We start from the raw sequence: 26,350 nt of genomic DNA, 5'->3' as shown, positions 1-26,350 counted from the left end.
GCATGCTAGAATAAACTTAGGAGAGAAAGGAGTGTTGGTTATGAGAACATTTACTGGCGGTATTTCACTAAGTCCCCCATTAAAAATGTTAAAAGAAAAATTAATGATCGAACAAGATGAAATTCTTACCTTTTCACCCACGATGGTCTTTATCCCTTTAGCACAACATATTGGTGCTCCGGTGGAACCGATTGTTTCCGTTGGTGATTACGTCAAGCAAGGGCAAGTGATCGCTGAGTCTGATGCGTTTGTATCTGCCAAAATTCATGCATCTGTTTCGGGTAAAATCGTCGACATGGTCGATTGGCCGAATCAAAACAATGAAGAAGGAAAAACCATCATCATTGAAAATGATTATGCTTATCAAAATGATTTTTTGTCAGCCCCCTTCGACTGGCAATCTGCTGCTAACGAAACCATCCTCAACAAAATCCGTCAAGGCGGCGTCGCCGGCAAAGGCGGTGCAACGTTTCCCACCCATGTCAAATTCAGTATTGATGAAACCCAAAAAATCCATACTTTGATCTTAAATGGTTCTGAATGTGAGCCGTTCTTACGCAGTGATGCTTTCTTAATGCAAAAAGAAGCCCAGAAAATCATTCACGGTGCAAAGATCGCCCAAAAGTTACTGGATGGTCCAAAAATCATAATAGGCATCGAAGATGACAAACCAAGAGCCATTTCAGCCATGCAAGCCGCAAGTGCAGAGGATGACACGATAGAAGTCGTTACTGTCCCAACTGTTTATCCAACCGGTGGTGAAAAGCAGTTAGTAGAGTTATTGACCGATCAAGAGGTGCCGTTAGGTGGTTTGACTGCCGATATCGGTATCGTCTTGATCAATGTTGCCACCAGCTTTGCCATCGCCGAAGCGGTCTGTTATGACAAACCGTTGATTGAACGCTATACAACCGTTACCGGCGATGTTCAAAATCCCTGCATCGTCAAAAATCCGTTAGGAACACTCGCAGGAGAATTGATCGACTTTGCCGGCGGCTTTCAAGGAGCCCCCAGCAAATTGATTCTTGGTGGACCAATGATGGGAAAATCCGTCAAAACCTTGAAAGTTCCGGTCACCAAAGGCAGCAACGGCATCGTTGTTTTTAATGAAGAAACCGATTGGCTCTATGCCGAAAATCCCTGTATTCGCTGCAACAAATGTGTCGAAGCTTGTCCAATGCGCCTCATGCCAATGGAGATCGATCAGTTTTATCGAGCGGGGGATTATCAAAAGTGTGAAGAATTATTGGCAGAAGCATGTATCAATTGTGGTGCCTGTACCTTCGTCTGCCCAGCTAAACGTTCCTTAGCTGCCAATATCACTGCCGCAAAAGGCAAAGTTGCCCAGTTGCAAAAGGAGGCGAAGGAAAGTGCCTGATTATTACAAGGATTCCGATAGCGAACGTCTCTTTCAGCAAAGGAAAAATCAAGAAACACCCCCAAGCCCCCATATTCGCAGCAATGACGAGACCATTAAAATCATGGGGTGTGTGGTATTAGCCTTGCTGCCAGCAGTTTTATTCTCTGGCTACCTTTTTGGATTGAAAGTTTATGGCTTGTTTTTCATTGCACTAGCCACGGCGTTTGCTGCCGACGGACTTTGGTCCTATCTTGTCAAACGGCCGTTTCGCTTCGATTTAAGCATCGTCGTGACGGCCTTGCTTTTAACGATGAACCTCCCACCAACCGCACCTTGGTATTTTCCCGTGATTGGGGTGGCGTTTGCCGTAATCATCGTCAAAGAATTTTTTGGCGGTATTGGTTATAATTTTCTAAATCCAGCCCTCGGCGGTCGAGCCCTGTTGATTGGCTTGTTTTATAACCAAATGTTTCTAATCAGTTGGCCTGATCCACCTTTTGGCAGCATCGCACCTGATGTCGTTTCGCAGGCTACAGCGAACGATGTTGTTTCTGGTGCCACACCATTAGCTGTCATGAAAGCAGGAGAAACGTTGAGTGGCTCTGAACTAGTGGATGCCTTTTTAGGATTTACCGGAGGACGAATCGGTGAAACCAGTGCCTTACTTTTACTGTTGGGTGGGATTTTTCTCGTTTACAAGAAAATCATCTCCCCTCGTATCCCACTGATTATCTTTGCGACGATCGGGCTCTTTGCTTTTATCCTTGGTCCAGAAGGACTTTTTACTGGCAGTTGGCAAACGGTCATCGGTCATATCATCAGTGGTGGTGCCATGTTGGGTGCGATTTATATGGCGACTGATTATTCTTCGACACCAGGAACAAAAGCAGGAGAAAATCTTTTTGCCTTAGGCGTTGGCCTCCTCGTTGTGCTCTTCCGTTTCTTTGGTTTTACAAATGAAGGCATGAGCTATGCCATCTTGATCATGAATTGTTTCACCCCACTTATTGATCGCTTCTTACGCCTTCGCATATTAGGGGAAGGAAAAAAGACCCCGTTCAACCTTAAAATCATGAGCTAAATCGTAAAAAAGGAGGGTTCCTTATGATGATCGCCAATCGGCTAGTGGTCTTTCTAGTCATTCTACTCACAAATTACGCCTGTCAAAATTTGGCACCAACCGTCAAAGAGAAAAAACCGAACGTGACGACACGGGTGGTTTTCCTCTCAGGGATCATTGCGGTCGCTTACTTGTTCAGTGGGTTAAGCTTTTATCTTTTACTTCAAAATCGTTTCGTCTATGGCAATCAAGTGGTCACCAACTTGGTAAGTGCTGCCATCATCGCCTTGATTGCGGGGGGCTTGTGTTTACTGATCGTTCCTGCAAAAAAACGTTTCTTGACGAATGATCTAAAAAAGACGACCCTAGTCAGTGTCTTCTTGCTGACGATCGCCACCGTGACCCAATTTCCCTATACCGATTATTTAACCAATTTATTTGTTGCTGTAGGCATGTATTTCCTCTTTTCTTGTGCTTTGTCAGGGGTTCATACACGGAATCAAATTGCCACGATTCCGCCAATTCTAAAAGGTTTACCACTGGATATCGTAACACTTTTTCTATTCTATCTAAGCTTTTCCTTTCTCAATGGTGTCTTCTTCAATTATTTATTCTAAACAAAAAGCAAGTCCCGCTTTGGCAGCGGAACTTGCTTATTTTTTGCGGAATAACTCTCTGAAGGAACCGATCAAAAAACCAGTCGAAAAAGCATTTTGTGCTTTTTGCTCTTTTTCAGCAGCGATTTTTTGTCGGGTTCGCAGCCCCTTATTGGCATTTTTGGACTTCTTCCCTTCACGGAGTTCTTTCGAAGCCTTTTGAAACTCATTTGAGAAACGATTATACCCAACCATGTCGTTTCCCTCCTTTCTTTGTGCTTGACCTATAATAACGAGGATTTATTATAGGAATTGCCTTTCTGATGCAAATCAGGTAACATAACAGACAGAAAGATGATTTATCCCAGGTTTATCAGAAAGGAAGATCCCATGAACGAAACCCACACTGGATTGTTAGTCAATAGCCGCGTTTTTCAAGAAACGCCAATGATGCTGACAGGTATCCAACTTTTAGAAGACCACAAAATCGTAAATTGCATTATTAAGGATCGCTACTTAGCCAGCTATGTCTTACGCCTTCCATTAAATAAATACCAATTAGAAGTTGAAGGAAAATGGAACAAGCGGGAACAGTTAGTGATCAAACATATGAAGATCAAGAATATCGATGAATTTATTAAAATCGTCGGTACGCCAGAATAACAGGACTCACGAAAAGCAAGTGCAGACAACTGCCCTTGCTTTTTTTCTGAAAAAATCCAGCTGATTTTTCCCGCGTGTTCCTCCGATGTTTATCGCGACATTCTGGTAAACCGATCGATCAAGGCTTTTTGCTCCTCTTTGATACCGATCGCCAACGGTTTGATCATTAATTTGACAGTGGACGAAGGTGTCTGAATCTGAACTTTTTTATTTACCACACCGCCTAGTTGTAATTTTGTGATCTCATGGATCATAATTGTCTGCATCCCTTTTTCATGAAATTGCAGATCTAACTGAATCAAGTGGATTTTTTCTTCTTCAACCACCACGATAAAATACTTTGGTGTTGGCAGGGCAATCATTTTGGCTTCCTCGGCATAACCAGCCAGTTTTCCATGGAACTTCGCACGGTAGCTTTCTAAATCATCTTTTTTCACGATCCATTTCATCAAAAGCCACATCCTTCCTTAGCTACCTTAAGGATACCTGCAGAAAACGCTTTTGCACAACAATATGCCTGCTTGTTTCCTCACATAGCCCCATTCAACACGTTTGATTATCAAAGACTTTTCCTCTAGACATAGACGTTTTTGTCACCACGACTGCTGAGTCAAGCAAAAAGGGCTCTTTGTCAATAAGGACTGATGAGTTGTGCAAAATCAAATCTGGGTCAGAATGAACCGCATTCTGGCTCAGATTTTTTGTTATCTTACATTGATTAATTGATTGATCAAAAAGATTCTAATTCTCATGTTCTCGAATGATTTAAATCCGTAGGATACTCGTTTCATTGTCTTTATGTGGGTATTCTTCGCTTCTATTTTTCCATTGGAATAAGGATAGATCATTGCGTTGGTGATGCCTTCTTCATAGGTCAGAAGGTTTTGAAGCTTCTCCCGAAAGCCGTCATCTAACGTTTCGGGAAGTTCTGCCAATATGCAGAAAAATAAGTCAGGGTCTTTGTCTCGAAAGGCTTCAACTAATTCATGAAAAAAGGGATACGCCTCCTTCAGGGGCGTAGAAAACTCAAGCAATCGATCAATCATCATTGCTTCAGTAAGAAATGGGTATTTTGGTGCTCGGAAACTTTTCCATGTTTTGTATTCATAATGGTTGATGTTTGCACGATTTTTTAGCAAAAAGCGCCAGTTCTTTTTCAGTTTTTCTGCCTGGCTTTTCTGTCCTACTTTACGAAGTTCATTCATTTCACGGATACGCAACTCATTGAACGCTTGATTCATGTGTTTGACAATATGAAACCGATCAATCACTATTTTCGCATTTGGCAGAACACGTTTGGTGAGCTGGAAGTAGGCAGCGTTCATGTCTGTAACCAAGAATTCTACTTCTTCTGGATTGGTACAACCTAAGAAATAGCTTGTTAATCGAGGTAATTTACGCGTAGGCAAAACATCTATTAATTTTCCTGTTTCGCCATCTGCGCAAATAAAGCTCATTTTATCTTCTATGGAAGCATGCGAACGAAATTCATCAACCATCAATACTCTGGGGAGAATCTTCTTAGATTGCTTTGGTAAATAGCTTTTAAACTCTTTCAATGTACGAATAACGGTGGTCAAAGATACCTGACAGCTTTTCGCAATAAAAGATAAAGATACTTTTTCAGTCAGTAAAGAAGCAATTTTATATCTAACATGATTTGCGATTGAATGTCTGGGTTGGACAAAATAACTTTGAGCAGTCCAATGGGTTCGGCAGTTTTTACAGGTATAGCGCTGTTTTTTTAGGCGCATAACCAAAGGCATATGATTGTATTGTTCAAAACGGACAATCGTTTCCTTCTTCCCATTTTTCACTATAATTGCTTTCCCGTTTCCATCTACCACAGTAGAACCACAACTTCTACAAGCACGAGGAGCAGGCGAGAGAACAGCATCGACGACCAACGTCTTTTTCTTCTGAAGGGTCTCGTAAGAGACCTCTATAATCATCAAATCTTTCTCTATTATTCTCAGCATTTTTTTGATAGAATCATTCATATAGCATATCGTCCTCTCAGTTGTTTATTTTGTGGTGATTTAATCATACTAGAGAACGATATGTTTTTTAATACCTAAAATGAAAATGGGACTGAAGAATCAATTCTGATTCATCAGTCCCATAAATTATAGAGCCGCAAAAAGACAGCGAGGCGCTTAGTGCCCTTCGCTGTCTTTATTTGGATAGTAGTGTTGGAAAAGTCGCAGAAAAATCGGTGCCAGCATCAAATAAAAGATGCCATTCCCCGCTGCATGCAACGCATCAAAGCTCACTCCTTGAAAATAGTAAGCCCCAAAGCTAGGAAACCCATAAAGCTTGACACTGATCCAAGATATCACAAAGCCATACGCAAAACCTGCAAATACACTATAAATGACTTGTAAATACAACTTTTTCATAAACAGTTTGCTTTTTGATAATAGATACATTCCAAAAATTACGACGGCATAGCTAATCAATTGGGCAATCGTCCATACCCCCATTCCCATGTAAAAATTGGTAATCAGCATCGAGAGCAGACAAACGATCAATCCACGACTAAGACCTAAATGGATGGTTACTAATAAAAAGATCACCGTCATTGGTTGAACATTGGGTAAAGGTTGAAAAAGTGTCCTGCCGACGACGGCTGCTGCTACAAGCAACCCTAAATAAGCAATTTCTTTTCCAGCAAATACAAGTGGTTTATTCGAATTTTTCATAGGTGAAAACCACTTTATCGTTGTTTCCTAAAAAGGTATCATCTGCCCCAGTCGTAATCATTTCATCATTGATCGTATATGTCCAATAATAGCCAGCTTTTTCATCTTGGGCTAAACCGTCGATGCTGGTGATCATCCCTTGATTTTCTTCCAAGTCAAAGTTCTCTTTCATGATAGTCATCAAAGAAACCCCTTCTTTAAAAGTGACCGTTTTGGTTTCGATCTCCTGGTCTTGCTCTTCACTTTTATTATTGAAGCTGATTTGGGCAGTGCGCTCTTCGGCATTTTGTTGGACTGACGAAGAGTCACTAGAGGAGTTACCCGCATCCATCGATGGTTTGGCACATCCGGCAAAAACCAGACTTAGTAAAAAAATATAACTAAAAATTACTGTTTTCTTCATAATAATGGCTCCTTTGATTTTTTTTACAACACCTTATTGTACTAAAAATAAATAAAAAAGGCGAAATTTTTTTGTTCCCCTCTATAGAAAGCATTGTAAATCCATGTGACTATGGGTATACTAGCTTCAATCATTCGTAAGAAGAAATGAAGGAGTGTTGGAAAGATGGATAGAAAAAAAGCGTCCTGTACCACTTTACTAGTAGGAAAAAAAGCATCGATTGACGGCTCGACCATGATTGCCCGTAATGAAGATTCAGGGAGCGGTTCGGAACCGCAAAAATTCGTCGTCATCACTCCAGAACAGCAAGGAAATGAATTTTACGCCGTTTTAAGCGGCTGTCGAATCCGTTTACCTAAGGATCCCTTACGTTATACTTCGACACCTGAAGCAGATGAATCCCAAGGAGTCTGGGCAGCTTCAGGAATCAATGAAGTAAATATCGCCATGACTGCGACAGAAACGATTACGACCAATTCACGCGTTTTGGCCATTGATCCATATGTGGAAGATGGTATCGGGGAAGCTGATTTCGTCAGCATTGTACTGCCTTACATTCATTCCGCTAAAGAAGGTGTTCTTCGCCTAGGGGAACTCTTAGAAACCTATGGGACCTACGAAGCCAACGGGATCGCGTTTTCTGATGCCGAGGAAATTTGGTATATGGAAACCATCGGTGGACATCACTGGGCAGCTGTTCGCATACCAGATGATGCCTATGTCGTGGCACCCAATCGCTTAAACATTGATCACTTCGATTTCGCCTCAGAAATGACGTTGTGTTCGCAGGATCTCGAACAGTTGATTGAAGACTATCAATTAAATCCTGATTTTGAAGGCATTAATCTACGCCATATTTTTGGCAGCTCCTCAGAAAAAGATACCCGTTACAACAACCCGCGGGCATGGTACATTCAAAAACACTTTAGCGGAACAGTTGCTGAACCGATCGATCAAGAGCTCCCGTTTGTATGCTACCCAAAACAAAAGCTATCCGTGGAAGATGTAAAATGGGCATTGAGCTCCCACTTCCAAAATACGCCTTTTGACCCTTACGGTACAGGGACCGAGACACAAAAAACACAATTTCGATCGATTGCTCTTAATCGCAACCAGCAAGTCCATATTTTGCAGATCCGCAACCACGTGCCTGCAGCAATCGCTGGCATTCATTGGCTCGCCTTTGGCCCCAATACCTTCAACGGCGTTGTGCCCTTTTATGCAGCTATCACTAAGACCCCACTTGGCTATTGTGATACGACAAAGACCTACGATCCAACAAATAGCTATTGGTTAGGACGCACCTTGGCGTTGATTGGGGACAGCGACTACGATCGCTATAGTGATCTTGCCAACCGTTTTGAAATGGAAACGATGGCGGCTTGTCGCCGCATCCAACAAGAAACTGATCGTAAAGCTTCCGCTGAAAAGGAGCCTACTCGTCTGCTTGAAGAAGCCAACGCTGAGATGGCCGAACTGTATTTAAAAAATGCAACAACGTTACTAGGAAAAATGGTGGAGTCTGGCAGTAATAAAATGGCCTTGCGTTTTTCTTTAGCCGATTAGTCAATCGTTGAAAATAAAAGGATTAACAAAAACTTTACATGGAATTGCAGCAATCTAAACATTGCTCTCCTATACTAAAGATACCAATTCGTTTTCTTTTTCCTTGCTGGTACAAATCAAGCAATTGATTTGTACTGGTCCCCCTATTGAAGACCAGTTGGGAAAAAACGTTGGGAGGAATGAGCATGACTGCAAGTATTTATCGGACTGTCACCAACGAAATTGTTAAAGGTGAAATCATCAAAAGCCAGAGTCAGCAAGATATGCTGATCATTCAAGACAAAAAAGGCTATTTCCATGTCGTTGAACCAATCCCCGCTACTACTACATCAACTCCCCACAGGACGAAAGACTAAAAAATCCACTGGCGATCAGAAAGAATACAGGATCTTTCTGATTGCTCAGTGGGTTCTTTTTTGTTATGTCAAACTCAATGTGAATCGGTTCAATCCATCAATGAGTTTTTCTCGCGAACAGCCAACGTTTAGGCGTAAAAAATTTCTCCCTTCATTCCCATAGATTTCCCCTGACATAATCGCGACTTTTCCCTTACGAATCATTCGTTGCTGCAATTCCACCATCGTTAAATCCAGTGCTGTACAATCAATCCACATAAGATACGTGGCTTCGCTTTTCGTGACCACGAGTTCTGGATGATATTCCTGTAAATAAGCAATCACATAAGCAATGTTATCATCCAGATAGTCATTGAGCTGATCCACCCACTTACTTTCATTATCGTAGGCAGCAATCGTTGCGGTCATGCCAAAAATACTGGTGGAGCTCAACCCATCGGCTTCTTTTAACTGAGTTAAGAAGCGATCACGCAATTTGGAGTCAGGAATGATTCCATAAGAATAAATCAACCCTGGGAAATTAAACGTTTTGCTACCCGAAGTAACAAGGGCTACTTTTTTTTGCAACAAATCAATGATTGGTTGATGCCTTTGTCCTTTTCTTACAATATCCATATGAATCTCATCAGAGATGATAAATACATCATGGGTTTTCGCCAATTCGATCATTCGTTGCAACTCATCTTTTTGCCAGACTCTCCCAGTTGGGTTATGAGGACTACATAAGAGAAGAACTTTGTTTTCAGGCTGTGCCATCAATCTTGTTAGCTCTTCAAAATCAATGCGATACGAGTTGGCATCATAGATGAGTGCATTAGGTACGATTTTTCTTTTGTTCTCTTTGATCATTTTATAAAACGCATCATACGCTGGCGTCTGAATAATAATCCCATCTCCTGGATTGCTGAGTAAGGTGACGAGTAGTTTGATGCTATACATGACGGAAGGACTGTAGACCAGCCAATCGCTGTCGATCCTACTTTTAAAGCGTTCAGAATACCATTTGCAGACCGCTTGCTTGAATTCATTATGATTCCAACGTGTATACCCAAATACCGGGTGCTGCATCCGCTTGATAAGTGCCGCTTCAACTGCAGCTGGCACCTTGAAATCCGTATCGGAAATCGTAAATGGCAACAAGTTTTTTTCACCAAAACGGTCTTCCACATAATCCCACTGGGTACAATGGGTTCCTTTACGATTGATTGGCTCATCAAAAAACATTTTCTTCACTCCTACTACTTGACAATTTTGCTAAAGAATCGCATCAAGTTGATTTCTGACTGTTGTTACTTTCGTTCCAATGATTACTTGAACGTTCGTATCATCTAAGTGAACGACCCCAAGCGCACCTAGTTTTTTTAGCCGTTCATCATCAACCAATGTACCATCGTTTAGAACGAGGCGTAGCCGTGTAATGCAATTGTCTAAAGAATCAATATTGCTTGCTCCCCCTAAAGCTGCCAAAATACCATGGGCATCGTAGCCACTCTTTCCAGAATAGGTCATTTCCTCTTCCAACTCATTCGTTTGATCATTGTTCTCTTCTCTACCAGGTGTCTTCAAGTTCTTGCGAAGGATCACTGTTTTAAAAACAAAGTAATACAGGGCAAACCAGCAAGCTCCTACGATCAGAACGAGCCACCATTTTGTATATGCGCCTTGCATCACGCCAAAGATAAGAAAATCAAGCACGCCCCCATCGGTATTTCCAATCGTGACACCCAATAGACTCATTACCATAAATCCAGCACCTGTCATGATGACATGAAAAATCCATAATAAAGGGCTGATGAATAAGAATAAAAATTCGATTGGTTCAGTAATTCCTGTCACAAAAGTTGCAATGACGCCTGAAATCAACAAGCCTTTTATCTTTGAACGATTCTCAGGTTTTGCTGTCTGGTACATAGCTAATGCTGCTGCCGGTAAGCCAAACATAAAGGTTGGCATTTTCCCTTGAGACAAGAACGCCGTTGCACTTGGTGAGATGCTTAAACCGTTTTGTAATTCCGCATAAAAAATATTTAACGCCCCAAAGACTTGCTGACCATCGATCAGCTGACTTCCCCCTGCTTCGGTAAAGCGAATCATGGAAACCAAAATATGGTGTAACCCAAATGGCAGTAATAAGCGCTCACCTGAACCAAATAAGAACGGACCGAAAGGACCAGCTTGTTGGATCAAATGTCCGATTCCTGTGATGATCATAGCAAACAATGGCCAAATCATCGGAATGATCACCCCGACCACAGCTAAAGTAAGCGAGGTGATGATTGGAACAAACCGGGCTCCTGAAAAGAAGGCAAAACTATCTGGCAATTGAAAATGGTAGAAGCGCGTATGCAATTTATAAACGATCAATCCTGCGATAATACCACCTAGAACACCCATTGATAATGTTTGAATGCCAAAAACGATCTCTTGTCCTGCTTCTCGAAGTTGATCTGCAGTAGCTAATTGATTCGTTTCTTGTAAATAAAAATTGATGGATAAATGCATCACGACATAGCCCACAAAGCCTGAAAATGCCGCAACTCCCTTCTCTTTTCGTGCTAGACCTAAAGGAATCGCCATCGCAAACATGACGGGTAAGTAACTAAAGGCAAACCCACCGATCGTTGACATGAAACGAAAAACCACTTGAAGCCAAGAGGCACCTAAAAATGGGAAAACGTCGATCGTTGAAGAAGATGAAAATGAACTACCAATCCCTAAAAATAAACCCATGAATGCGAGTAAAGCGACTGGCAACATAAATGTTTTCCCAAGTCCTTGAAAAATTTCCATCCAGCTTGCTTTCTTTCCTTTTTGCATATCATTTCCTCCTAACACTTTTATCTCTTAAAATGTAAACGATATCAAGAAGGCTTACAATACAGTTACCAAAACAAGAATGACCATTCACAAAATGGAATGGTCATTCAGGATCAAGTCCTGGTTCGATTTGATTGGCGTATTGAATAATTAAAATATCCAGTAACGCTGCTAAAGAGATCCGTGGGCTCAAATCGACTTCATGATGATAAATCGTTGTCATTTCAACAGAAAAAGAGAAGGTGGCAAGCTTTTCCAACGTGCTTGTTGATTGACCAATACAGGCTAAAATCGGCACACCTCTTTGTTTCAACCGGTTAGCATAATTTAGCATCCCGATTGTTTCCCCACTATGACTAATAAAAATAGCCATATCTTTTTTTGATAGTTGATTAGCGATGGTTGTCAATTCATCCCAATCCGTTGAAGCGCCAACCGTTTTTCCTAAGAACCGCAACTTTCGACTCGCAGATAATGCAACCGGCGCACTTTGCCCTAAAGCAAAAAATTCGATTCGTTGTGCTTGCTGCAACATTTCCACAGCACGCTGAAAGTCAGCCTCTTCAATCATTGATAAGGATGTCGTCAGCTGGTCAATCATTTGCTTGATCAGTGGGGATAAGCCAAGAGAAGCTTGAGTAGATGATTTTCTTTCAAGAGTTTGATAATTCTTCAGTGAAAATTTGAATTCTTGAAAACCGGTAAAGCCAAGCTTTTTTGCCATTCTGCTGATCGTCGCTTGACTGGTGTACGTTTGGGAAGCTAACTCATCGGCCGTCATTTCTGAAACTTTCTCGGGCGCCCTTAAACAATAGTTAAGGACCGTTCTTTCTACTCGGTTCAGCTCTGGAATTTTGTATTGGATTCGTTTATATAAATGATTCATCACCTGCTTCTCCTCCCTACTATTGCTTCATTCTTCCGTCTCCACTATGCTTCATTTACTCATTATACCTTCCCTCAACAAAAGTACAAACTGATGATGAATGGCTTGAAATAAAAAAAGGACTCACCCTTTGAGGAGTGAGCCATCTTTGTTATTTTCTTTGCATCGGTCATCTGTAGACAGTCACTTCAGTAAACTCTTGCCCGTTGCCGTAATCATTTTCTTTCGTTTGACGCTTTCCATCAATTCGTTGTTTGCAACTGGCAAGTCCATTTTCGACATAGTTCACTGTATTTGCAACGATCCTTATTATAGTTGCTAGACCTTTCATCAAGGGATCATTTGATTCCATCCTCTATTCCCCCATTTCTATCACGCTTAAGCCGCTACTGGCTTTTTCTTATAACAAGTATAAAAGAAGTACCTTAAACGAAACTAAAAGAGAAGAACTTCGACAAAAAGAAAAGCAGACTAGTTTCTCTTTTTGGTAAAATATGGTAAATGTAATAGGAAAGGATGATCAGTCTCATGATAAAAACTTTAGTGGTAGCCAGCCATCCGGATTTCCACAATTCGCTTTCCCAACGATTCTTTAGTGAAAGTGCCAAGCTTCCTAACGTCACCATGCATTTCCTTGATGATCTTTCTGATTTTTCTCTCGCCAATGAACGGATGCTGTTGCAAACATGCGATCGTTTGATTCTACAATTCCCCCTATATTGGTACAGCGTTCCAGCAAAAATGAAAGCTTGGATCGATACGGTTTGGGAAAAATGTGCCCCTGCATTGGTGGGCAAGGAAATCAGTTTCGCCGTTTCTACCGGCGTTGCCGCCAAAGAATTTCAGCTAGGCGGCCGAGAAAATACGACCTTCAATGAAATTTTGCACCCACTGGTACTCATGGCAAAAAAACACCAAATGACGGTACTCCCCATCGTTGTCCTCGATCAACTGATGTATAAATCAGAACAAGAGAAACGAGCCTTTGTCATTGCCTATCAGCAACTTTTATTAATGCCGGCTCCCTTTACATTTGATCAAAAGCAACAATGGTTTAGCGAAAAGCTGGCGCGTTTGGTTTCTGAAAAACCGCAGCTTGCTCCTTTGCTATCCTTGTTGCAGGAAAACCATGAAACGTTGATCGAATTAGATGACGCTTTAACTGAATTGGAGGTGCTGTGATGGATCACGAATGGCTGAAGCCACTGATAGAGCAGTCAATAAAAGAAACAGCTGACTATCACGAAAAAGCATTTTTGCAAGAACTAGAGAAGTTGCTTCATCAGCAAGAAATTCGAATCGAATTGAAACAAGGAGAACTTGACGGAAAATTGTGGAATCCTAGTGAATGGTAAAATCTGCACTTGTATCCAAGAAAAAACTTTGTTCCACCTAGCTATAAAACATGCTGGGTGGGCCAAAGTTTTTTTGAATCGTTTCTTTTGCTTGTTAACTAGGATTCGCACATACTCTTTGTAGCAGCGATATAGGCTGCTTGCAAACGTTTCGTGATCGAACCCAATGTACCATTGCCAACTGATTTCCCATCTACTTTGACGATAGGCACAATTTCCCAGACAGAATTGGTCAAAAAACATTCTTGCGCGTTGTTTAGTGCCTCAACAGGGACAGGTTCTTCTCGATAAGGAATTTCTAATTGCTGACACAACTGTAGCACCTTCATTTTCGTGATACCTGGTAATACCAAGCGTCCATCCGGATGTGTATAGACGATACCATCAATGACAAACCAGAGATTTGATGCCGAAGCTTCCGTGAAACATCCATCTCGTTGCAGGAGTGCATCATCGAACCCCGCTTCGATCGCTTGATCTAGCGCTAACAGATTTCCTAACAAGCTCAATGATTTGATATCACAATGCAACCAACGCTCATCTGGAAGAACGGTCGCAGATAGCCCTGCATGCTGCATTTCCAGAGGTCGTTCAAAGGGGATCACATTTGCGGTCACGACTCCTTTGACTGCTCCAGCAGACGGAAACTCGTGATTGCGGGGAGAGGCGATTCCTCTGGTGATTTGAATATAGATCTCTCCTTCTGTGATTCCTTCGGTTTTAACCAGTAACTTAAGGTTTTCAGTTAATTGGGGAATTGTATAAGGCAACGTCAGTTTAATTTTTTGCGCACTACTTTCTAAGCGAGTCATATGCTCCCCTAACATAAAGCAGCGACCATTATAGATTCGAATCACTTCATAGATTCCGTCACCATACTGATAACCGCGATCTTCAATGTCAATTTTCACCGCTTCTCGATCAACGATTTGATCGTTCCATAAAACCTTCATTTCCTCACTCCTATCGTCCTTCTCGTTTCAATAAGTATAGCATTTGTCTTTAGGCCTTGCTACGTAGTGCTTAAAAACAAAAAAACCTGCTGATGGAGACCGCTCCAACAGCAAGGTAGAACATTTTCGTTATAATGAATCTTTATCAATTACAGATCGTTCTAATTTTCGTTCTTGAAAAAAACGCAACAATGTACCAGACATTGCCATCACGATCGAATACACTGGCAGTGCCACAATCATGCCTACAAATCCAAGCAAGTTGCCGGCAATCAATAATAAGAAAACCGCAATGATTGGATGGATATGCAATACTTTTTTCATCACTAATGGTGAAACAAGATATGATTCACCTAACTGAATGATCGTGATTCCGACAATCAGAAAAATAGCTGTTCGAATGTCTTGACTTAACGCAAATAAAAAGGCTGGTGCTGCTCCGATAAAGGGGCCGAAATAAGGAATAATGTCCAGAACGCCGCAAATTAATCCTAATAGTAAGGCATTTTGTAAGCCTAGCAAAGAAAAAATGAAATAGCTTGAAACCGCAACATAAGAACAAACCAGCAATTTTCCACCGATGTACGCTGACGCTGCTTGATGAAAATCACTACAAAGTTGTCGCATTAAGCCTTGATAGTTTTTCGGTGTCTTACTTGCCAAAAAATCAGGAACTTTCTCACCGTCTTTAAACATATACACTAATAACAGTGGGATCGTAAACAAGACGATCGCTGAATGAGAAACGATGGAGATCAAACTCGTCAGACTATTGGTTGCCCCGGTAATAAACTGTAAGGCAAAGTTGCTAGCTTGGGAAATATCAATCGAATCAATAAAAGGACCAAATAATTCTTCTAAATAAGAATGATCAATAGTATCGATCACCAAATTGATGATGATGGGAATTTGATTGATAAAACGCCCCATCTCATAGGCTAATGCTGGTCCAATCACCTGAACGATCAAATACGCTGCAAAAACGATCAGCAGCAATGTCGAATATAGCGCAATGCTTTTCTTTTTCGTTCTTTTTTTTACCCAATTAAAGAAAGGTAAAAAGATGTAAAAAATAAAAATTGAAATCAATACTGGTAAAAAGACACTAGAAAAGATGGCTTCCAGCGGTCGAAAGACAAACAGTATATTTGAATAGATCCAGACCGCGATCCCTAAGAGACAGACGATCACTAGACCTGCAAAAATTTTTGATTTTTTAAGAAACTCCAATAATAAATCCTCCTGATTCTAGAAAGTAATTCAACTTCTTTCAGTTTAGCATAATTTTAAAAACGAAGGATGATTTCAAGAAGAATTTTTCAAAAATCCATGTTTTTCATAGCAAACTTTCAATTAATTTAATTTTTTTCATCTCTACATCTCGAATCTAATCAATTTTGATGAGCTGAAAACGGCAACGGAATATGCAACCGTCTGACAAAGTAGACTGCTGAAGCAAACTGGAGCAACCCTAGCAAAAAGAAAATCACATGCAAGACATTCCATTCTTGTAATAAGATGACCTGCACGATGATCCAGACAACTAAACTCATGCCTAAAAGCATTACCCCGTGGTACCCTTTGTTAAGCCGCAAGAGGAAAACAACAATCAGATTACCCAAACCTAAGATAGCGAACAAAAACAAGCCGGGAATTAAGAAGGTCGTGAAGGGTGTTCCTTGCAGCATGGCCGCTTCCAAACCAGCAAATGTCTCCCCTTTGCTTAACGGCTCAATGCTTTTAAACGCCAATAGACTTCCTCCACAAGCGCCAACACCAATAAAGAGACACAAAAAAAGTAACGCAAAGCGCATCTTCATTTTTCTCCACTCCTTCTTAAAACCCAACGCAACTAAAAAAATATTCTCAGTGACACATCGATTTTCTTATTCCTTATTCGCTTTTTACTGAATAGATAAAAGCGGCAATTTGCTGCTCTTCCACAGAGGAAAAGCCACACGCCTCATAAAAATGACGCGTTTTTTCTGTGTTGTCCGTAATCAAAACCTTTTGCCGTATTGATGGATGATTCGCCAGCATTTTTTTGAGTAATCGCTGACCAATTTTTTGACCTTGAAACTCAGATGCTACTAATAGATCTTGAATATAAAGAATGGTTTGTCCATCGGTTATGCAACGGATAAGCCCCACTAGCTGCTCTTCAACATAGGCCGTGATCACCTCTGAGTGGGCTAACGCTTTTAAAAGACGCTCGGGATCTTTAGTATAGGCGCTCCAGCCAACTCCCTCATACAAAGCGAGTACTTGATTTGAATCAGATGGTAATTGGTCTTTAAAGACGATCTTCATACTTTTCCTCCTTGTAATAACTTAGCGACAGGGTGGAACAATAGAAATAGAGTTGACAGCTCTTTTCCAAACAAACTCTTGTTATTAAGCCGTAATGCATTGCTTGACTAAAGAGTATCCTGAGGAAAAGCGGCTGTCAACTCTAATTACGAAATACTTGAAGAACAAAATTGAACTGGTTCTGTTTCTAAGCCAGGACGTTAATCAATCAACAACTCATTTTTTAAACGTTGGCTCGTCGTCTGTTGCTCTTCAGGCGTTACTTCTTGATAGGAAATTCCATATTCTCCTCTGAAGCCATCGCCGGTGAACCCACTGCCAGCCATTTGGTAAGACTCGACAGTCCCTAATGCTGATTGATATTGGATAAATAATTGACTCATTTGCGAAAAAGTTAGATCGGTTTCGCCATTTTCTCCAATGATCGTTAGCAGATCCTGAATCCGCATCACGCTGGAAAGTGAAACTAACTCTTTTGCCAGAATCTCAGTCACTTCTCTCTGACGGCGCTGACGGCCATAGTCACCTTCTGGATCATCCTTTCGCATACGAGTATACTGAAGCGCCTCCCAGCCATCTAAATCGAGGATCCCCTCTGGGTAATCGATTTTCTCAGCAGTAAAAGCAAATTCATTTTCAACCGTGATGCCACCAATTGCATCAACAAGATCTGCCATCCCATCCATGTTTAAGGAGAAATAATGATGGATCGGTATATCAAGATATTGTTCGACGGTTTCAATCATCATCTTTGCCCCACCAAAAGAATGGGCATGATTGATTTTATCATGGTACCCTTGTCCCACGATTTCCACATAAGCATCTCTAGGAATACTCGTGAGGGTGGTTTTTCTTGTGGCAGGGTTCAACGTTGCTACCATAATGGTGTTGGCGCGAAAATCGGTTTTGCGACGAGAGTCATTGGCGATCCCTAACAAAAGAAGGCTTAGAGGCTCGGCATTTTCGATGACTTCCGCCTCTTCTCGTCCTTCGATTGGACGATGGATCGAGTGGGCAACATCCTCTACTTGAAAATACACCCTAACCGCATAGACAGTTCCTGCTGAGATAATTCCGGTCAGCAATATCAGGAAAATGATTATTAGTTTTTTTGCTGTACTCAATTTATCTCCCCCTAAGTACATATTTTTTGATTGAAAAGACGAAAGCATAGGTGATATAACTGATCCCACTTGCCAATAAAATACTTGCTAGCAAGTCGCTGGGATAGTGAACCCCAAATAGCAACCGACTCATCATAATCAGCAACAAATAGATCAATCCTAGAAATAGGGCCATGTTTTGGATAAAGTGACGCTTGCCTCTTTTGGCAGGAACTGTTTGCCCCAAGAAAAAGAGGAGAGAAATAATCAACGTGGTCGCTAATAATGTATGTCCACTCGGAAAACTTGCTGATGCCCGTTCCATACTGTCAGCAAAATCCGGTCTCGGTCGATCAACTACTTTCTTGATCACTTGACCAACACCACTGATCACAATCATATTCCCCATCAACCAAAGACTTTCTAACCGCTGCTTGCGCATAAATAAAAAACTTGCTAACAGGAAATGAACGAAAGCTATGGGAATGATCGTGGCCGTACTGGCAAGTGGGAGAAAAAGCGATTCCACAGCAGGTGTCCGCCATTGAGGCAACTGGGAAAAAAGGTTGTCGATGCTTTGGAACCAGCGTGGTTCTAATGCAACGAGGAAAAACAGCCATGCAAAACAGCTGCAGAGTATTCCGCCTATCACTCCTTTTTTTGCTGTTTTACTCATGTTAAGCCCCTACTTTCTTTTAATGTATACGACCTATTTTTGGCTTTTATCGGAAATTTGTCTAACCCAAAGATAATTCCCATAGCAATGCTGATCGCAATCAGAGAGGTTCCTCCTTGACTTAAGAATGGTAAGGGGATGCCGGTTAAAGGCAGCAAACCGATCGCCGCTCCGATGTTTTCAAAAATTTGAAAAACCAAACCAAACACATAGGTAATCGCAATATAGACCGATGCTTTGTTATTTGTTTTTAAAGCAGCAAAAATGATTTGATAGATCAGATAGAAATAAAGGAAGATGACTAAAGTACTTCCTAAAAAGCCATACGTTTCTCCAATGACTGTAAAGATCATATCTGACTCCCGAACCGGCACATACACCGTTGTATGGGTATCAGGTGCCCCCAATAAGCCGCCAGAACCAATCGCCCACATACTGCGGACTTGTTGGAAAGCGATGGAATCTTGGTACGCGAGTGGATCTGCCCAGGCTCTCACCCGATCCAATTGATATTGTGAAAAGTGAAGGCGAAACAACACACGATTGCCCCATTCCGTGAATACGAGTAGCAACAAAATAGCACCAAGAGCGGCAATCAAACCGATCACGACGGTCAGTATTTTCCAATGAACACCGGAAATGATGAATAAGGCACCTAACATCACGATAAACACCAAACTCGTTCCAAAGTCCCGCTGCATAAACATCAATAAAAATGTGGGTAAGCTGTATAGCAGGATCTTAGTAACATAGATCAAATCGGATTTGATTGTTCGTTCTGCTTTACGTTTCTCATAGACTAAAGTGAGATAGACCATAAAGAGCATAAAGGCCACTTTCATAAACTCAGAAGGCTGAATCGTAAACGCACCAAATCTGATCCACCGTTTGGTGTGCGTTTGTTCAAACATCGTTTGATCGTAAAACCAATGAAGAGAGGCCATCAAACCAAGTGATAGTAAGTACAAAAGACCAGAAAAGCGGAGGAGTAAATTCGTAGGAATCAAACTCGTTACAAAAAGAGCAATCGCCGAAAGGATACAAAAGAGGATCTGCCGAAAAACAATCCCTGAAGGATCATTGCCATCCATCACAGAAGCCTGATGTTGTACCCAGATACTTAACAAAAACAGCAGGAAAATCGGCAGCAATAAAGCATAGTTTGCTTCATGTCGTTTGAGGAACTTCATTAAGTATACCCTCCTCTCGTTCTAGTTTCAGGCATAAACTGAAGGCAAATGAAAGAATAAAGTAACTGGAGCCACCATAACTAATGAATGGCAAAGGTACCCCCGTCATCGGCATCAACCCTAAAATACTGGCAATATTGATACTTGTTTGTAATAACAGCAACGTGCTGGTTCCCAATAATATTAAGCCAATCTGAGGATTTGCGATTGCCGCTGATCGTATAAACAGACGTAAAATAATTACGAATAATAAAGCGATGACAAAAATGCCGAAAATCAACCCTAATTCCTCTACTAAAACGGAGAAAATAAAATCAGTCTCTGCTACTGGTAAAAAGCCTTTCTTGGTGATGCTATTTCCTAAACCAAGGCCCGTAAGACCACCATTGAACAAAGCATAGTAGGAATGGATCATTTGGAATCCTTGATTATATGGGTCGGAAAATGGATCTCCCACTAATCGAATTCGGTTATACACATGCATAAACATGTGGGGCAATAAATCATTGTTTCCTAAAAAGAGGATCAACATAGCAACCAAGAACAGACTGATTAATAACCCGCCAAACAAAAGAGCCGTGAGTTTAACGGGTACCTGAACCGTGGTAATCATGATAAAAGCCAAGAAAAGTAAAATCATCACGCCGGCTACTTTTGGTTGAATGAGGATCAACACACAGCACAAAAATAAAACGAAAAGCGGACGTTTCATTTCCTGCAAGGTAGTTTTTGCTGATTGAAAGTAATGAGCAAGGTATAAGACCATGCCCACATTCACGATCTCTGAGGGCTGAAATTGTATCCCTACAATCGAGACCCATCGTTGCGCTCCATTGACAGAAACACCGAAAAACGGCAAACGTGCCAATAGTAAAGTAAAGACGCCAAATGCCAACAGACCGATCGCTAAATATTTACTGAGCAGAATCTCACGCCGTGTTCGCTGAATAATGAAAAGGAGCACCCAGCTGAGTAACAGAAAGACAAGCTGACGCATAAATAAGCTTGCTGGCGGCTGATCTCTCGTTAATAAACGATAAGAACTTGCACTATAAATCATTAAAAGACCGATAAGGCTCAATAGCAAATAAGCTATGATCAGCAGCCAATCGATCTTCTTTTTTTCTATCATTGCTTCCACTCCTCTTGCCTTGGAGTAGGTGTTCAGACGGTACCAGTTATTATGCCCTTTGAGCTTAGTCATCCATCAAAGAGAAAAGCAAAAAAGTCTCACTTCTCTTAGGACGTCAGACTTTGCTAGCAATCTCATCGTCCGAGTTTTAGCACTATACAACGTAAAGAAAGTTGTTCCCTTTCTTAGCTATTTTATGAAAAGCCTTAATCCGACAATTCCTGTTTTACACATTGGCGTCTTTCGACGTTTCTGCGCAATAGCTTATGTTTGTATAGGAGCCTCACCTAACAAGGTTATATGTTATTTTCAATCCACTATGAATGGTACCCTTCCTCGTATAAAGATACAACCCATTCTTTGTTATTTTTATTTTTCTTTAACTTTTCTTAAAGAATTTAGATATTTCGAGTAATTTCCGACATTTAAAGAAAAATCAATGGAAATCATTCGACCATCATTGGATTCCCTTCAATCATACGCGTTATTAAAAAACGGTCATTTTCAAAAAAAGACAGCTCTTTTTCTAAAACTCGAAAAAGAGCTGCTTTCTTGATTTTATACTCCCGCTCTAAATATATCTGTGCCGATCAATCCAATGATCGTTTGGCCTGACGCTCTTGCGCTGCTTTTCGTAACTGCTTTTGCGCTTTTTTAGACCCACGTTCAATATCTCGGGTAAATTTACGTTGGGCAAAATCGGAAAATAATTGATCTAGATCATAGCCGGCTGGATAGAGTGCTTCTCGTTTGGTGAGCAGTTGCAATCGCCGAGCAGCAACAACGAAACATTGTTTCTCAATATAAATCTTCGCTTGTCCCTGTTCCAAGTATTCATAAAAGACTCCCCGTTTTTCATGCTCTGCTGAAAAGACCTGGTCTCCCTTTTGAAAAATGTGCTCAGACTTTGTTTCCTGAGGATCGGTTCGTTTTCTGGACGTCTCAAAAGGCTGCTTCTCAAAAGAATAAGATTTATTCTTTAAATAGTCCTTTGCCGTTTGCACGACCTCAGCAGGAATCGCCATTTTTTCGGCGATCCAAAACGCATTACTTTCACCGACCGCATTGGTCAACAAGCGGTATTTCGGCGTCAGGGTCTTGGCATCAAAAGCCATCGCCGCTGTTTCAAAATCTTGGTGATCAAGAGCAAACTGCTTGATTTCACCATAATGAGTCGTGGCGATCATTAACGCCCCCGATCGATAGATCGATTCCATAATGGCGATCGCTAAAGCTGCTCCTTCATTTGGTTCAGTCCCGCTGCCAATTTCATCTAACAAAACGATACTGTTCCGGCTGGCATTCGTCATGATCTGTGCAATATTCGACATGTGTCCAGAAAAGGTACTTAAAGAATTTTCTAGACTTTGCTGATCCCCGATATCCATCCAAAGACTTTTTAAAAACGGCACGCTGCTGTTGCCATTATGCGCTGGAAACAAGCCGTAATGTGCCATCGCACAAACGAGTCCGACGGTTTTTAAGACAACCGTCTTACCACCAGCATTCGGCCCTGTGATGACCATACATCGGTTCTCTTCTCCTAGTTTTAAAGATAGAGGAACAGCATTAGTGCCCAGTAAAGGATGCCGGACTTGATCAAGAAGCAAAACTTCTTCTTCAGTGATTGCTATCGGTTGACCATTGATTTCCCGACAATACTTTCCGCGAGCAAAAATAATATCTAGTACCACTAAAATATCAAGACAGGCAAATACTGCATTCATTTGTTCGGCGATTGCCCCGGTCAATTCTGATAAAACTTGGTATTGGGCGGCCGTTTCTTCCGCCTGTGCCAAAATCAATCGATCATTCAGACGGGCAGCTGCCTCTGGTTCAATAAAAACAGTCGCGCGTTTATTAGAACGTTCGATGATCGTCCCTTTAATTTGCTGTTGAAATTCGGCACGTACCGGCAGCGTATAACGGTCGTTCTTTTTGATCACACGGTTTTCTTGCAGATAGCGACTTTCTTTAAAAAACTTTGCAAAAACTTTTTTTAAATCGGCCTCATATTTCTCAATTGTGCCACGAATTTTCCGTAATTCTCGGCTGGAGTTACTATCTACCTGACCATTGCGAATTTTTTGGAAAATCATTTCGGCGATTTCAGAAAAGTCGGCCAACCCCTGAGCATAGTGATGCAATCTTGGGGCAATTGATTGATTTTTTTCAAACAATTGACGGATGATTCGAAAAGACCGTAAAAAGTCTCCGTATTCAATCAATTCCTGCGGCTCCAATACAAAGCCTTTTTCAATCTTCTCCGTATGATGTAAGACATGCTGAAGCCCCATGAAAGGGACTTGACGTCCGGCGTCTAATAGCGCCATCGCTTCAGTTGTCTCAGACACTCGTTTTTGGGCGGAATGGATCGTAGCTGCTGGTTTTTCATTGGCAAAACGTGCTTTACCATAATCGCTGATTATTTTTTTACTTACTTGTTCTTTAATTTGTTCAAATTCAGTTGCTTGAGGTATCTTCATGAGTGATCCTTTCTTGTGCCTGAGGATCCCGGTAACATCCCCGTCCAAAAAAGTGTACAAAAAAAGCGATAGTCTCCCATCACCTGATTCATCAATAACGATTTTTATCGGTATCTACAGGCACAACAAATAAACAGTCTGTTTTTGCTTATTTGTTTTAATTAGCTGATTAGATACCTACGACACTCATTAATATACCTCTTTCTTTTTTGAACGAGTTTTTTTCATTGTAATATAGAAACTGTCCTTCTGTCAACTCCCCTCAAATCTCCTTCCCCTCAAAGAAAAAACGTCTCAGAAGCTGCTAGAAGCTCCTGAAACGTTTCTGATCTAGATCAAATAATAAGCTACTTACCTACTTACGATCGAATCAGGTAATCAAACGCACCTAATGCAGCAGTGGCACCTGAACCCATTGAAGTGATGATCTGTTTGTATACACTATCGGTACAATCTCCCGCTGCAAAGACCCCTTCAATGTTGGTTGTGCCATGTTTGTCCACCACGATCTCATTACGCTCGTTTAAAACGATGCGGTCTTTTAACCATTCAGTATTCGGCATTAAGCCAATCAAAATGAAGACACCCTCCACAGCTAATGTGAATTCGCCATTCGTTTCGCGATCAACGTAGGTCAATTGTTCGACATGATCGGATCCAGCAATTTCCTTCGTTGCGGCATTCGTAATAACAGTCACATTTTCTAACGTGTTCAAACGGTTTTGTAGCACAAGGTCCGCTTTTAGTTCTGGTAAAAATTCAAGAACGTAGACATGTTTTGCCATGCCAGCTAAATCGATCGCTGCTTCGATCCCAGAGTTTCCGCCGCCAATGACAGCAACCTCTTTCCCAGCAAATAACGGGCCGTCACAATGTGGACAATAGGCAACACCTTTATTTTTGAATTCTTTTTCTCCCGGAACATTGATGTTGCGCCAGCGAGCACCGGTTGCTAAAATAGCCGTTTTGGTTTTTAATACTGCGCCATTTTCTAATTCAATTTCGATGACATCATTGCGACGAATATCCTTGGCACGCTGCCCTTTCATGACATCGACTTTATATTCGTTGATGTGCTCTTCTACCTGACGCATTAATTTTGGTCCTTCGGTATAAGGAGTACCGATCATGTTTTCGATACCAAGGGTTTCCATCACTTGGCCACCCATTGTTTCGACAACCATCCCAGTATTGATACCTTTACGCGCCGCATAAATCGCTGCACTTCCACCTGCAGGTCCGCCACCGACGACCAAAACATCGAAAAGCTCTTTTTCAGCAAAATCATCTTTACTCGTTGGACCAGCTGCTTTTTCCAATAATTGTTCGATCGTTTGACGGCCGCTTGCAAATTCTTCCCCATCTAGAAAGACTGTTGGCACAGCCATAATTTTTTTCTTGTCAATTTCTTCTTTGAACATCCCACCTTCGATCATGGTGTGACTGATGGAAGGATTTAGCACTGCCATAATGTTTAACGCTTGAACAACATCAGGACAGTTATGGCAGGTCAAACTGACATAGGTTTCAAAATGTAATGGCTTATCGATCGCTTTGATGCGCTTTTGAAGTGCTTCATCAATTTTCGGCGGACGACCGCTTACTTGAAGCAACGCTAAAATAAATGAAGTGAACTCATGTCCTAACGGTAAACCAGCAAAAGCGATGCCGCTTTCTTCACTGGGACGATTGATCGAAAAGCTTGGTGTCCGTTCACTTGCTACAGCTTGAATCGTGATTTTTGACGACATTTCTGCGATTTCTTCTAAGAATTCACGTACTTTCGTTGAAGAATCATCCTCACCTAAAGTCGCCGCAAAAACAACCTCTGATTCTAGCATCGCTAGATATTGCGTCAGTTGGTCTTTGATTGCCTTATCTAATGCCATGAGAGCCTCCTAAATCTTGCCTACAAGGTCTAAGCTTGGCGTTAAAGTTTCTTCGCCTTCTTTCCATTTTGCAGGACATACTTCACCTGGATGGGTACGGACATATTGTGCGGCACGGATTTTATCGATCAAACCACTAGCATCACGACCGATACCATCCGCATTGATTTCAACCGTTTGTACCACACCATCCGGATCGATGATAAATGTACCACGTTGAGACAAACCTGATGCTTCGTCTAATACATCAAAGATTTCTGAGATCACATGAGAAGGATCTGCAATCATGATATATTCGATTTTATTGATAGCATCAGAGTGGTCATGCCACGCTTTATGTGTGTAGTGGGTGTCAGTTGATACAGAATAAACTTCTGCGCCTAATTCTTTTAATGATGCATATTGGTCTTGCAAATCCTCAAGTTCTGTCGGACAAACAAATGAGAAATCTGCAGGATAAAAACAAACAACGTTCCATTTTCCTTTAAAATCTTCTGATGAAACATCGATAAATTTTCCATTGTGGTAAGCTTTCGCTTCGAATGAACCAATCTCTTTTCCAATTAATGACATATCATTTCCTCCAATTAGAATAATTATTTGAGAATAATCTCTATTAATTATTAGTATATCTAACTACAAAATGCAATAGTTTATTCAGAAATAGTCAAAAAAAATGTTATCATCCTCAGAAATGAGCATATTTATTTTTTATCGAAAGCAAATGGAGTATAGTAATAAGTTTGGCTAATCATTTCTAAGCAAAGTTCCTACCTGTTAGATTCTCAATTACATCTCTTATTCTCAATTAAACAAAAAAAGATTGCCTCTTCCTATGATTCCTCAC

Annotated in this window: 28 protein-coding genes and 1 riboswitch; of the genes, 8 read left to right on the top strand and 20 right to left on the bottom strand. The window is 41.2% G+C overall.

The window, feature by feature from the left end:
- The first annotated feature begins 40 nt into the window (after positions 1-40).
- The 3 genes from rsxC to CXM95_RS08120 are packed head-to-tail and all read left to right on the top strand — an operon-like array spanning position 41 to position 3,037.
- On the top strand, positions 41-1,378 hold the full coding sequence (gene rsxC / locus CXM95_RS08130) for an electron transport complex subunit RsxC (RefSeq protein ID WP_005236138.1): 1,338 nt from the start codon (positions 41-43) through the stop codon (positions 1,376-1,378).
- Complete coding sequence (locus CXM95_RS08125; protein WP_005236139.1) at positions 1,371-2,441, top strand: RnfABCDGE type electron transport complex subunit D; 1,071 nt, start codon at positions 1,371-1,373, stop codon at positions 2,439-2,441. Before rsxC ends, CXM95_RS08125 begins: the two co-directional genes overlap by 8 nt.
- Before the next feature lie 23 nt (positions 2,442-2,464).
- Positions 2,465-3,037, top strand: coding sequence for a hypothetical protein (locus CXM95_RS08120; protein WP_005236140.1), 573 nt, complete (start codon positions 2,465-2,467; stop codon positions 3,035-3,037).
- Positions 3,038-3,073: 36 nt separating this feature from the next.
- Here the strand turns inward: CXM95_RS08120 and CXM95_RS08115 are convergent, their stop codons facing one another.
- Positions 3,074-3,271: a hypothetical protein gene (locus CXM95_RS08115; RefSeq protein WP_005236143.1), complete on the bottom strand. Its 198-nt coding sequence runs from the start codon at positions 3,269-3,271 to the stop codon at positions 3,074-3,076.
- Positions 3,272-3,406: 135 nt separating this feature from the next.
- Between CXM95_RS08115 and CXM95_RS08110 the strand changes: the two genes are divergently transcribed.
- Positions 3,407-3,679 carry a hypothetical protein gene (locus CXM95_RS08110; RefSeq protein ID WP_005226206.1) on the top strand — a complete coding sequence of 91 codons (273 nt, stop codon included), beginning with the start codon at positions 3,407-3,409 and terminating at the stop codon, positions 3,677-3,679.
- An 89-nt stretch (positions 3,680-3,768) separates the two neighbouring features.
- On the opposite strand, the gene CXM95_RS08105 is transcribed toward CXM95_RS08110, so the two are convergent.
- The 4 genes from CXM95_RS08105 to CXM95_RS08090 all read right to left on the bottom strand — a co-directional run bounded on the left by CXM95_RS08105 (position 3,769) and on the right by CXM95_RS08090 (position 6,784).
- On the bottom strand, positions 3,769-4,140 hold the full coding sequence (locus CXM95_RS08105; RefSeq protein ID WP_101698976.1) for a hypothetical protein: 372 nt from the start codon (positions 4,138-4,140) through the stop codon (positions 3,769-3,771).
- Positions 4,141-4,383: 243 nt separating this feature from the next.
- Positions 4,384-5,679, bottom strand: a complete 1,296-nt coding sequence (locus CXM95_RS08100; protein WP_086298954.1) for an ISL3 family transposase — start codon at positions 5,677-5,679, stop codon at positions 4,384-4,386.
- Positions 5,680-5,835: 156 nt separating this feature from the next.
- On the bottom strand, positions 5,836-6,381 hold the full coding sequence (locus CXM95_RS08095; RefSeq protein WP_005236149.1) for a hypothetical protein: 546 nt from the start codon (positions 6,379-6,381) through the stop codon (positions 5,836-5,838).
- Positions 6,365-6,784, bottom strand: a complete 420-nt coding sequence (locus CXM95_RS08090; protein WP_016612115.1) for a DUF4430 domain-containing protein — start codon at positions 6,782-6,784, stop codon at positions 6,365-6,367. The genes CXM95_RS08095 and CXM95_RS08090 overlap by 17 nt, the downstream gene beginning before the upstream one ends.
- Before the next feature lie 165 nt (positions 6,785-6,949).
- On the opposite strand from CXM95_RS08090, the gene CXM95_RS08080 reads away from it, so the two are divergent.
- Together CXM95_RS08080 and CXM95_RS08075 are read left to right on the top strand one after the other, a co-directional pair.
- Positions 6,950-8,350 carry a C69 family dipeptidase gene (locus CXM95_RS08080; protein WP_005236152.1) on the top strand — a complete coding sequence of 467 codons (1,401 nt, stop codon included), beginning with the start codon at positions 6,950-6,952 and terminating at the stop codon, positions 8,348-8,350.
- Between the two features lie 185 nt (positions 8,351-8,535).
- The gene (locus tag CXM95_RS08075; protein ID WP_005236154.1) at positions 8,536-8,706 is read left to right on the top strand and encodes a hypothetical protein; all 171 of its coding nucleotides are present in this window, start codon (positions 8,536-8,538) and stop codon (positions 8,704-8,706) included.
- A gap of 63 nt (positions 8,707-8,769) precedes the next feature.
- Here CXM95_RS08075 and CXM95_RS08070 read toward each other — a convergent pair whose 3' ends face one another.
- From CXM95_RS08070 to CXM95_RS08055, 4 genes are all read right to left on the bottom strand, one after another.
- The gene (locus CXM95_RS08070) at positions 8,770-9,930 is read right to left on the bottom strand and encodes a MalY/PatB family protein (protein ID WP_008381945.1); all 1,161 of its coding nucleotides are present in this window, start codon (positions 9,928-9,930) and stop codon (positions 8,770-8,772) included.
- 30 nt (positions 9,931-9,960) lie between these two features.
- Positions 9,961-11,523 carry a maltose/glucose-specific PTS transporter subunit IIBC gene (gene malX, locus CXM95_RS08065; RefSeq protein ID WP_008381946.1) on the bottom strand — a complete coding sequence of 521 codons (1,563 nt, stop codon included), beginning with the start codon at positions 11,521-11,523 and terminating at the stop codon, positions 9,961-9,963.
- A gap of 103 nt (positions 11,524-11,626) precedes the next feature.
- Entirely contained in the window at positions 11,627-12,409 is a 783-nt protein-coding gene (locus CXM95_RS08060; protein WP_005236161.1) for a MurR/RpiR family transcriptional regulator, read from the bottom strand.
- Positions 12,410-12,578: 169 nt separating this feature from the next.
- On the bottom strand, positions 12,579-12,761 hold the full coding sequence (locus tag CXM95_RS08055) for a hypothetical protein (protein WP_008381949.1): 183 nt from the start codon (positions 12,759-12,761) through the stop codon (positions 12,579-12,581).
- 164 nt (positions 12,762-12,925) lie between these two features.
- Here CXM95_RS08055 and CXM95_RS08050 point away from each other — a divergent pair, with 164 nt between their 5' ends.
- Both CXM95_RS08050 and CXM95_RS18835 read left to right on the top strand, forming a co-directional pair.
- Positions 12,926-13,591, top strand: coding sequence for an NAD(P)H-dependent oxidoreductase (locus CXM95_RS08050; protein ID WP_035007267.1), 666 nt, complete (start codon positions 12,926-12,928; stop codon positions 13,589-13,591).
- Positions 13,591-13,764: a hypothetical protein gene (locus CXM95_RS18835; RefSeq protein WP_005236169.1), complete on the top strand. Its 174-nt coding sequence runs from the start codon at positions 13,591-13,593 to the stop codon at positions 13,762-13,764. Before CXM95_RS08050 ends, CXM95_RS18835 begins: the two co-directional genes overlap by 1 nt.
- A gap of 98 nt (positions 13,765-13,862) precedes the next feature.
- Here the strand turns inward: CXM95_RS18835 and dat are convergent, their stop codons facing one another.
- The 11 genes from dat to ahpC all read right to left on the bottom strand — a co-directional run bounded on the left by dat (position 13,863) and on the right by ahpC (position 26,076).
- Positions 13,863-14,717 (bottom strand): D-amino-acid transaminase, encoded by an 855-nt coding sequence (gene dat / locus CXM95_RS08045; RefSeq protein WP_086338181.1) that lies wholly within the window; start codon positions 14,715-14,717, stop codon positions 13,863-13,865.
- Between the two features lie 129 nt (positions 14,718-14,846).
- Complete coding sequence (locus CXM95_RS08040; protein WP_008381956.1) at positions 14,847-15,947, bottom strand: AI-2E family transporter; 1,101 nt, start codon at positions 15,945-15,947, stop codon at positions 14,847-14,849.
- 161 nt (positions 15,948-16,108) lie between these two features.
- Positions 16,109-16,537, bottom strand: a complete 429-nt coding sequence (locus CXM95_RS08035) for a hypothetical protein (protein ID WP_008381958.1) — start codon at positions 16,535-16,537, stop codon at positions 16,109-16,111.
- A 73-nt stretch (positions 16,538-16,610) separates the two neighbouring features.
- Complete coding sequence (locus CXM95_RS08030) at positions 16,611-17,027, bottom strand: GNAT family N-acetyltransferase (protein WP_101698975.1); 417 nt, start codon at positions 17,025-17,027, stop codon at positions 16,611-16,613.
- A gap of 200 nt (positions 17,028-17,227) precedes the next feature.
- A complete protein-coding gene (locus CXM95_RS08025) occupies positions 17,228-18,151 on the bottom strand; it encodes an LCP family glycopolymer transferase (protein ID WP_008381960.1) in 924 nt (307 codons plus the stop codon).
- Between the two features lies 1 nt (position 18,152).
- Positions 18,153-18,806 (bottom strand): phosphatase PAP2 family protein, encoded by a 654-nt coding sequence (locus CXM95_RS08020; RefSeq protein ID WP_086299476.1) that lies wholly within the window; start codon positions 18,804-18,806, stop codon positions 18,153-18,155.
- The gene (locus tag CXM95_RS08015) at positions 18,803-19,996 is read right to left on the bottom strand and encodes an FtsW/RodA/SpoVE family cell cycle protein (protein ID WP_008381962.1); all 1,194 of its coding nucleotides are present in this window, start codon (positions 19,994-19,996) and stop codon (positions 18,803-18,805) included. Before CXM95_RS08015 ends, CXM95_RS08020 begins: the two co-directional genes overlap by 4 nt.
- The gene (locus CXM95_RS08010) at positions 19,974-21,128 is read right to left on the bottom strand and encodes an FtsW/RodA/SpoVE family cell cycle protein (RefSeq protein WP_008381965.1); all 1,155 of its coding nucleotides are present in this window, start codon (positions 21,126-21,128) and stop codon (positions 19,974-19,976) included. Before CXM95_RS08010 ends, CXM95_RS08015 begins: the two co-directional genes overlap by 23 nt.
- 126 nt (positions 21,129-21,254) lie before the next feature.
- Positions 21,255-21,430: riboswitch (M-box (ykoK) riboswitch) on the bottom strand.
- Positions 21,431-21,718: 288 nt separating this feature from the next.
- Entirely contained in the window at positions 21,719-23,614 is a 1,896-nt protein-coding gene (locus CXM95_RS08005; protein ID WP_101698974.1) for an endonuclease MutS2, read from the bottom strand.
- 359 nt (positions 23,615-23,973) lie between these two features.
- On the bottom strand, positions 23,974-25,503 hold the full coding sequence (gene ahpF / locus CXM95_RS08000; RefSeq protein WP_101698973.1) for an alkyl hydroperoxide reductase subunit F: 1,530 nt from the start codon (positions 25,501-25,503) through the stop codon (positions 23,974-23,976).
- Between the two features lie 9 nt (positions 25,504-25,512).
- Positions 25,513-26,076, bottom strand: coding sequence for an alkyl hydroperoxide reductase subunit C (gene ahpC, locus CXM95_RS07995; protein WP_005226227.1), 564 nt, complete (start codon positions 26,074-26,076; stop codon positions 25,513-25,515).
- Between the last annotated feature and the right edge of the window lie 274 nt (positions 26,077-26,350).

The sequence above is a fragment of the Enterococcus sp. CR-Ec1 genome, from assembly GCF_002850555.1.
Classification (GTDB): domain Bacteria; phylum Bacillota; class Bacilli; order Lactobacillales; family Enterococcaceae; genus Enterococcus_D; species Enterococcus_D entomosocium.
The sequence above is the reverse complement of the archived record's forward strand: the minus strand, read 5'-3'. Positions and strand labels throughout refer to the sequence as shown.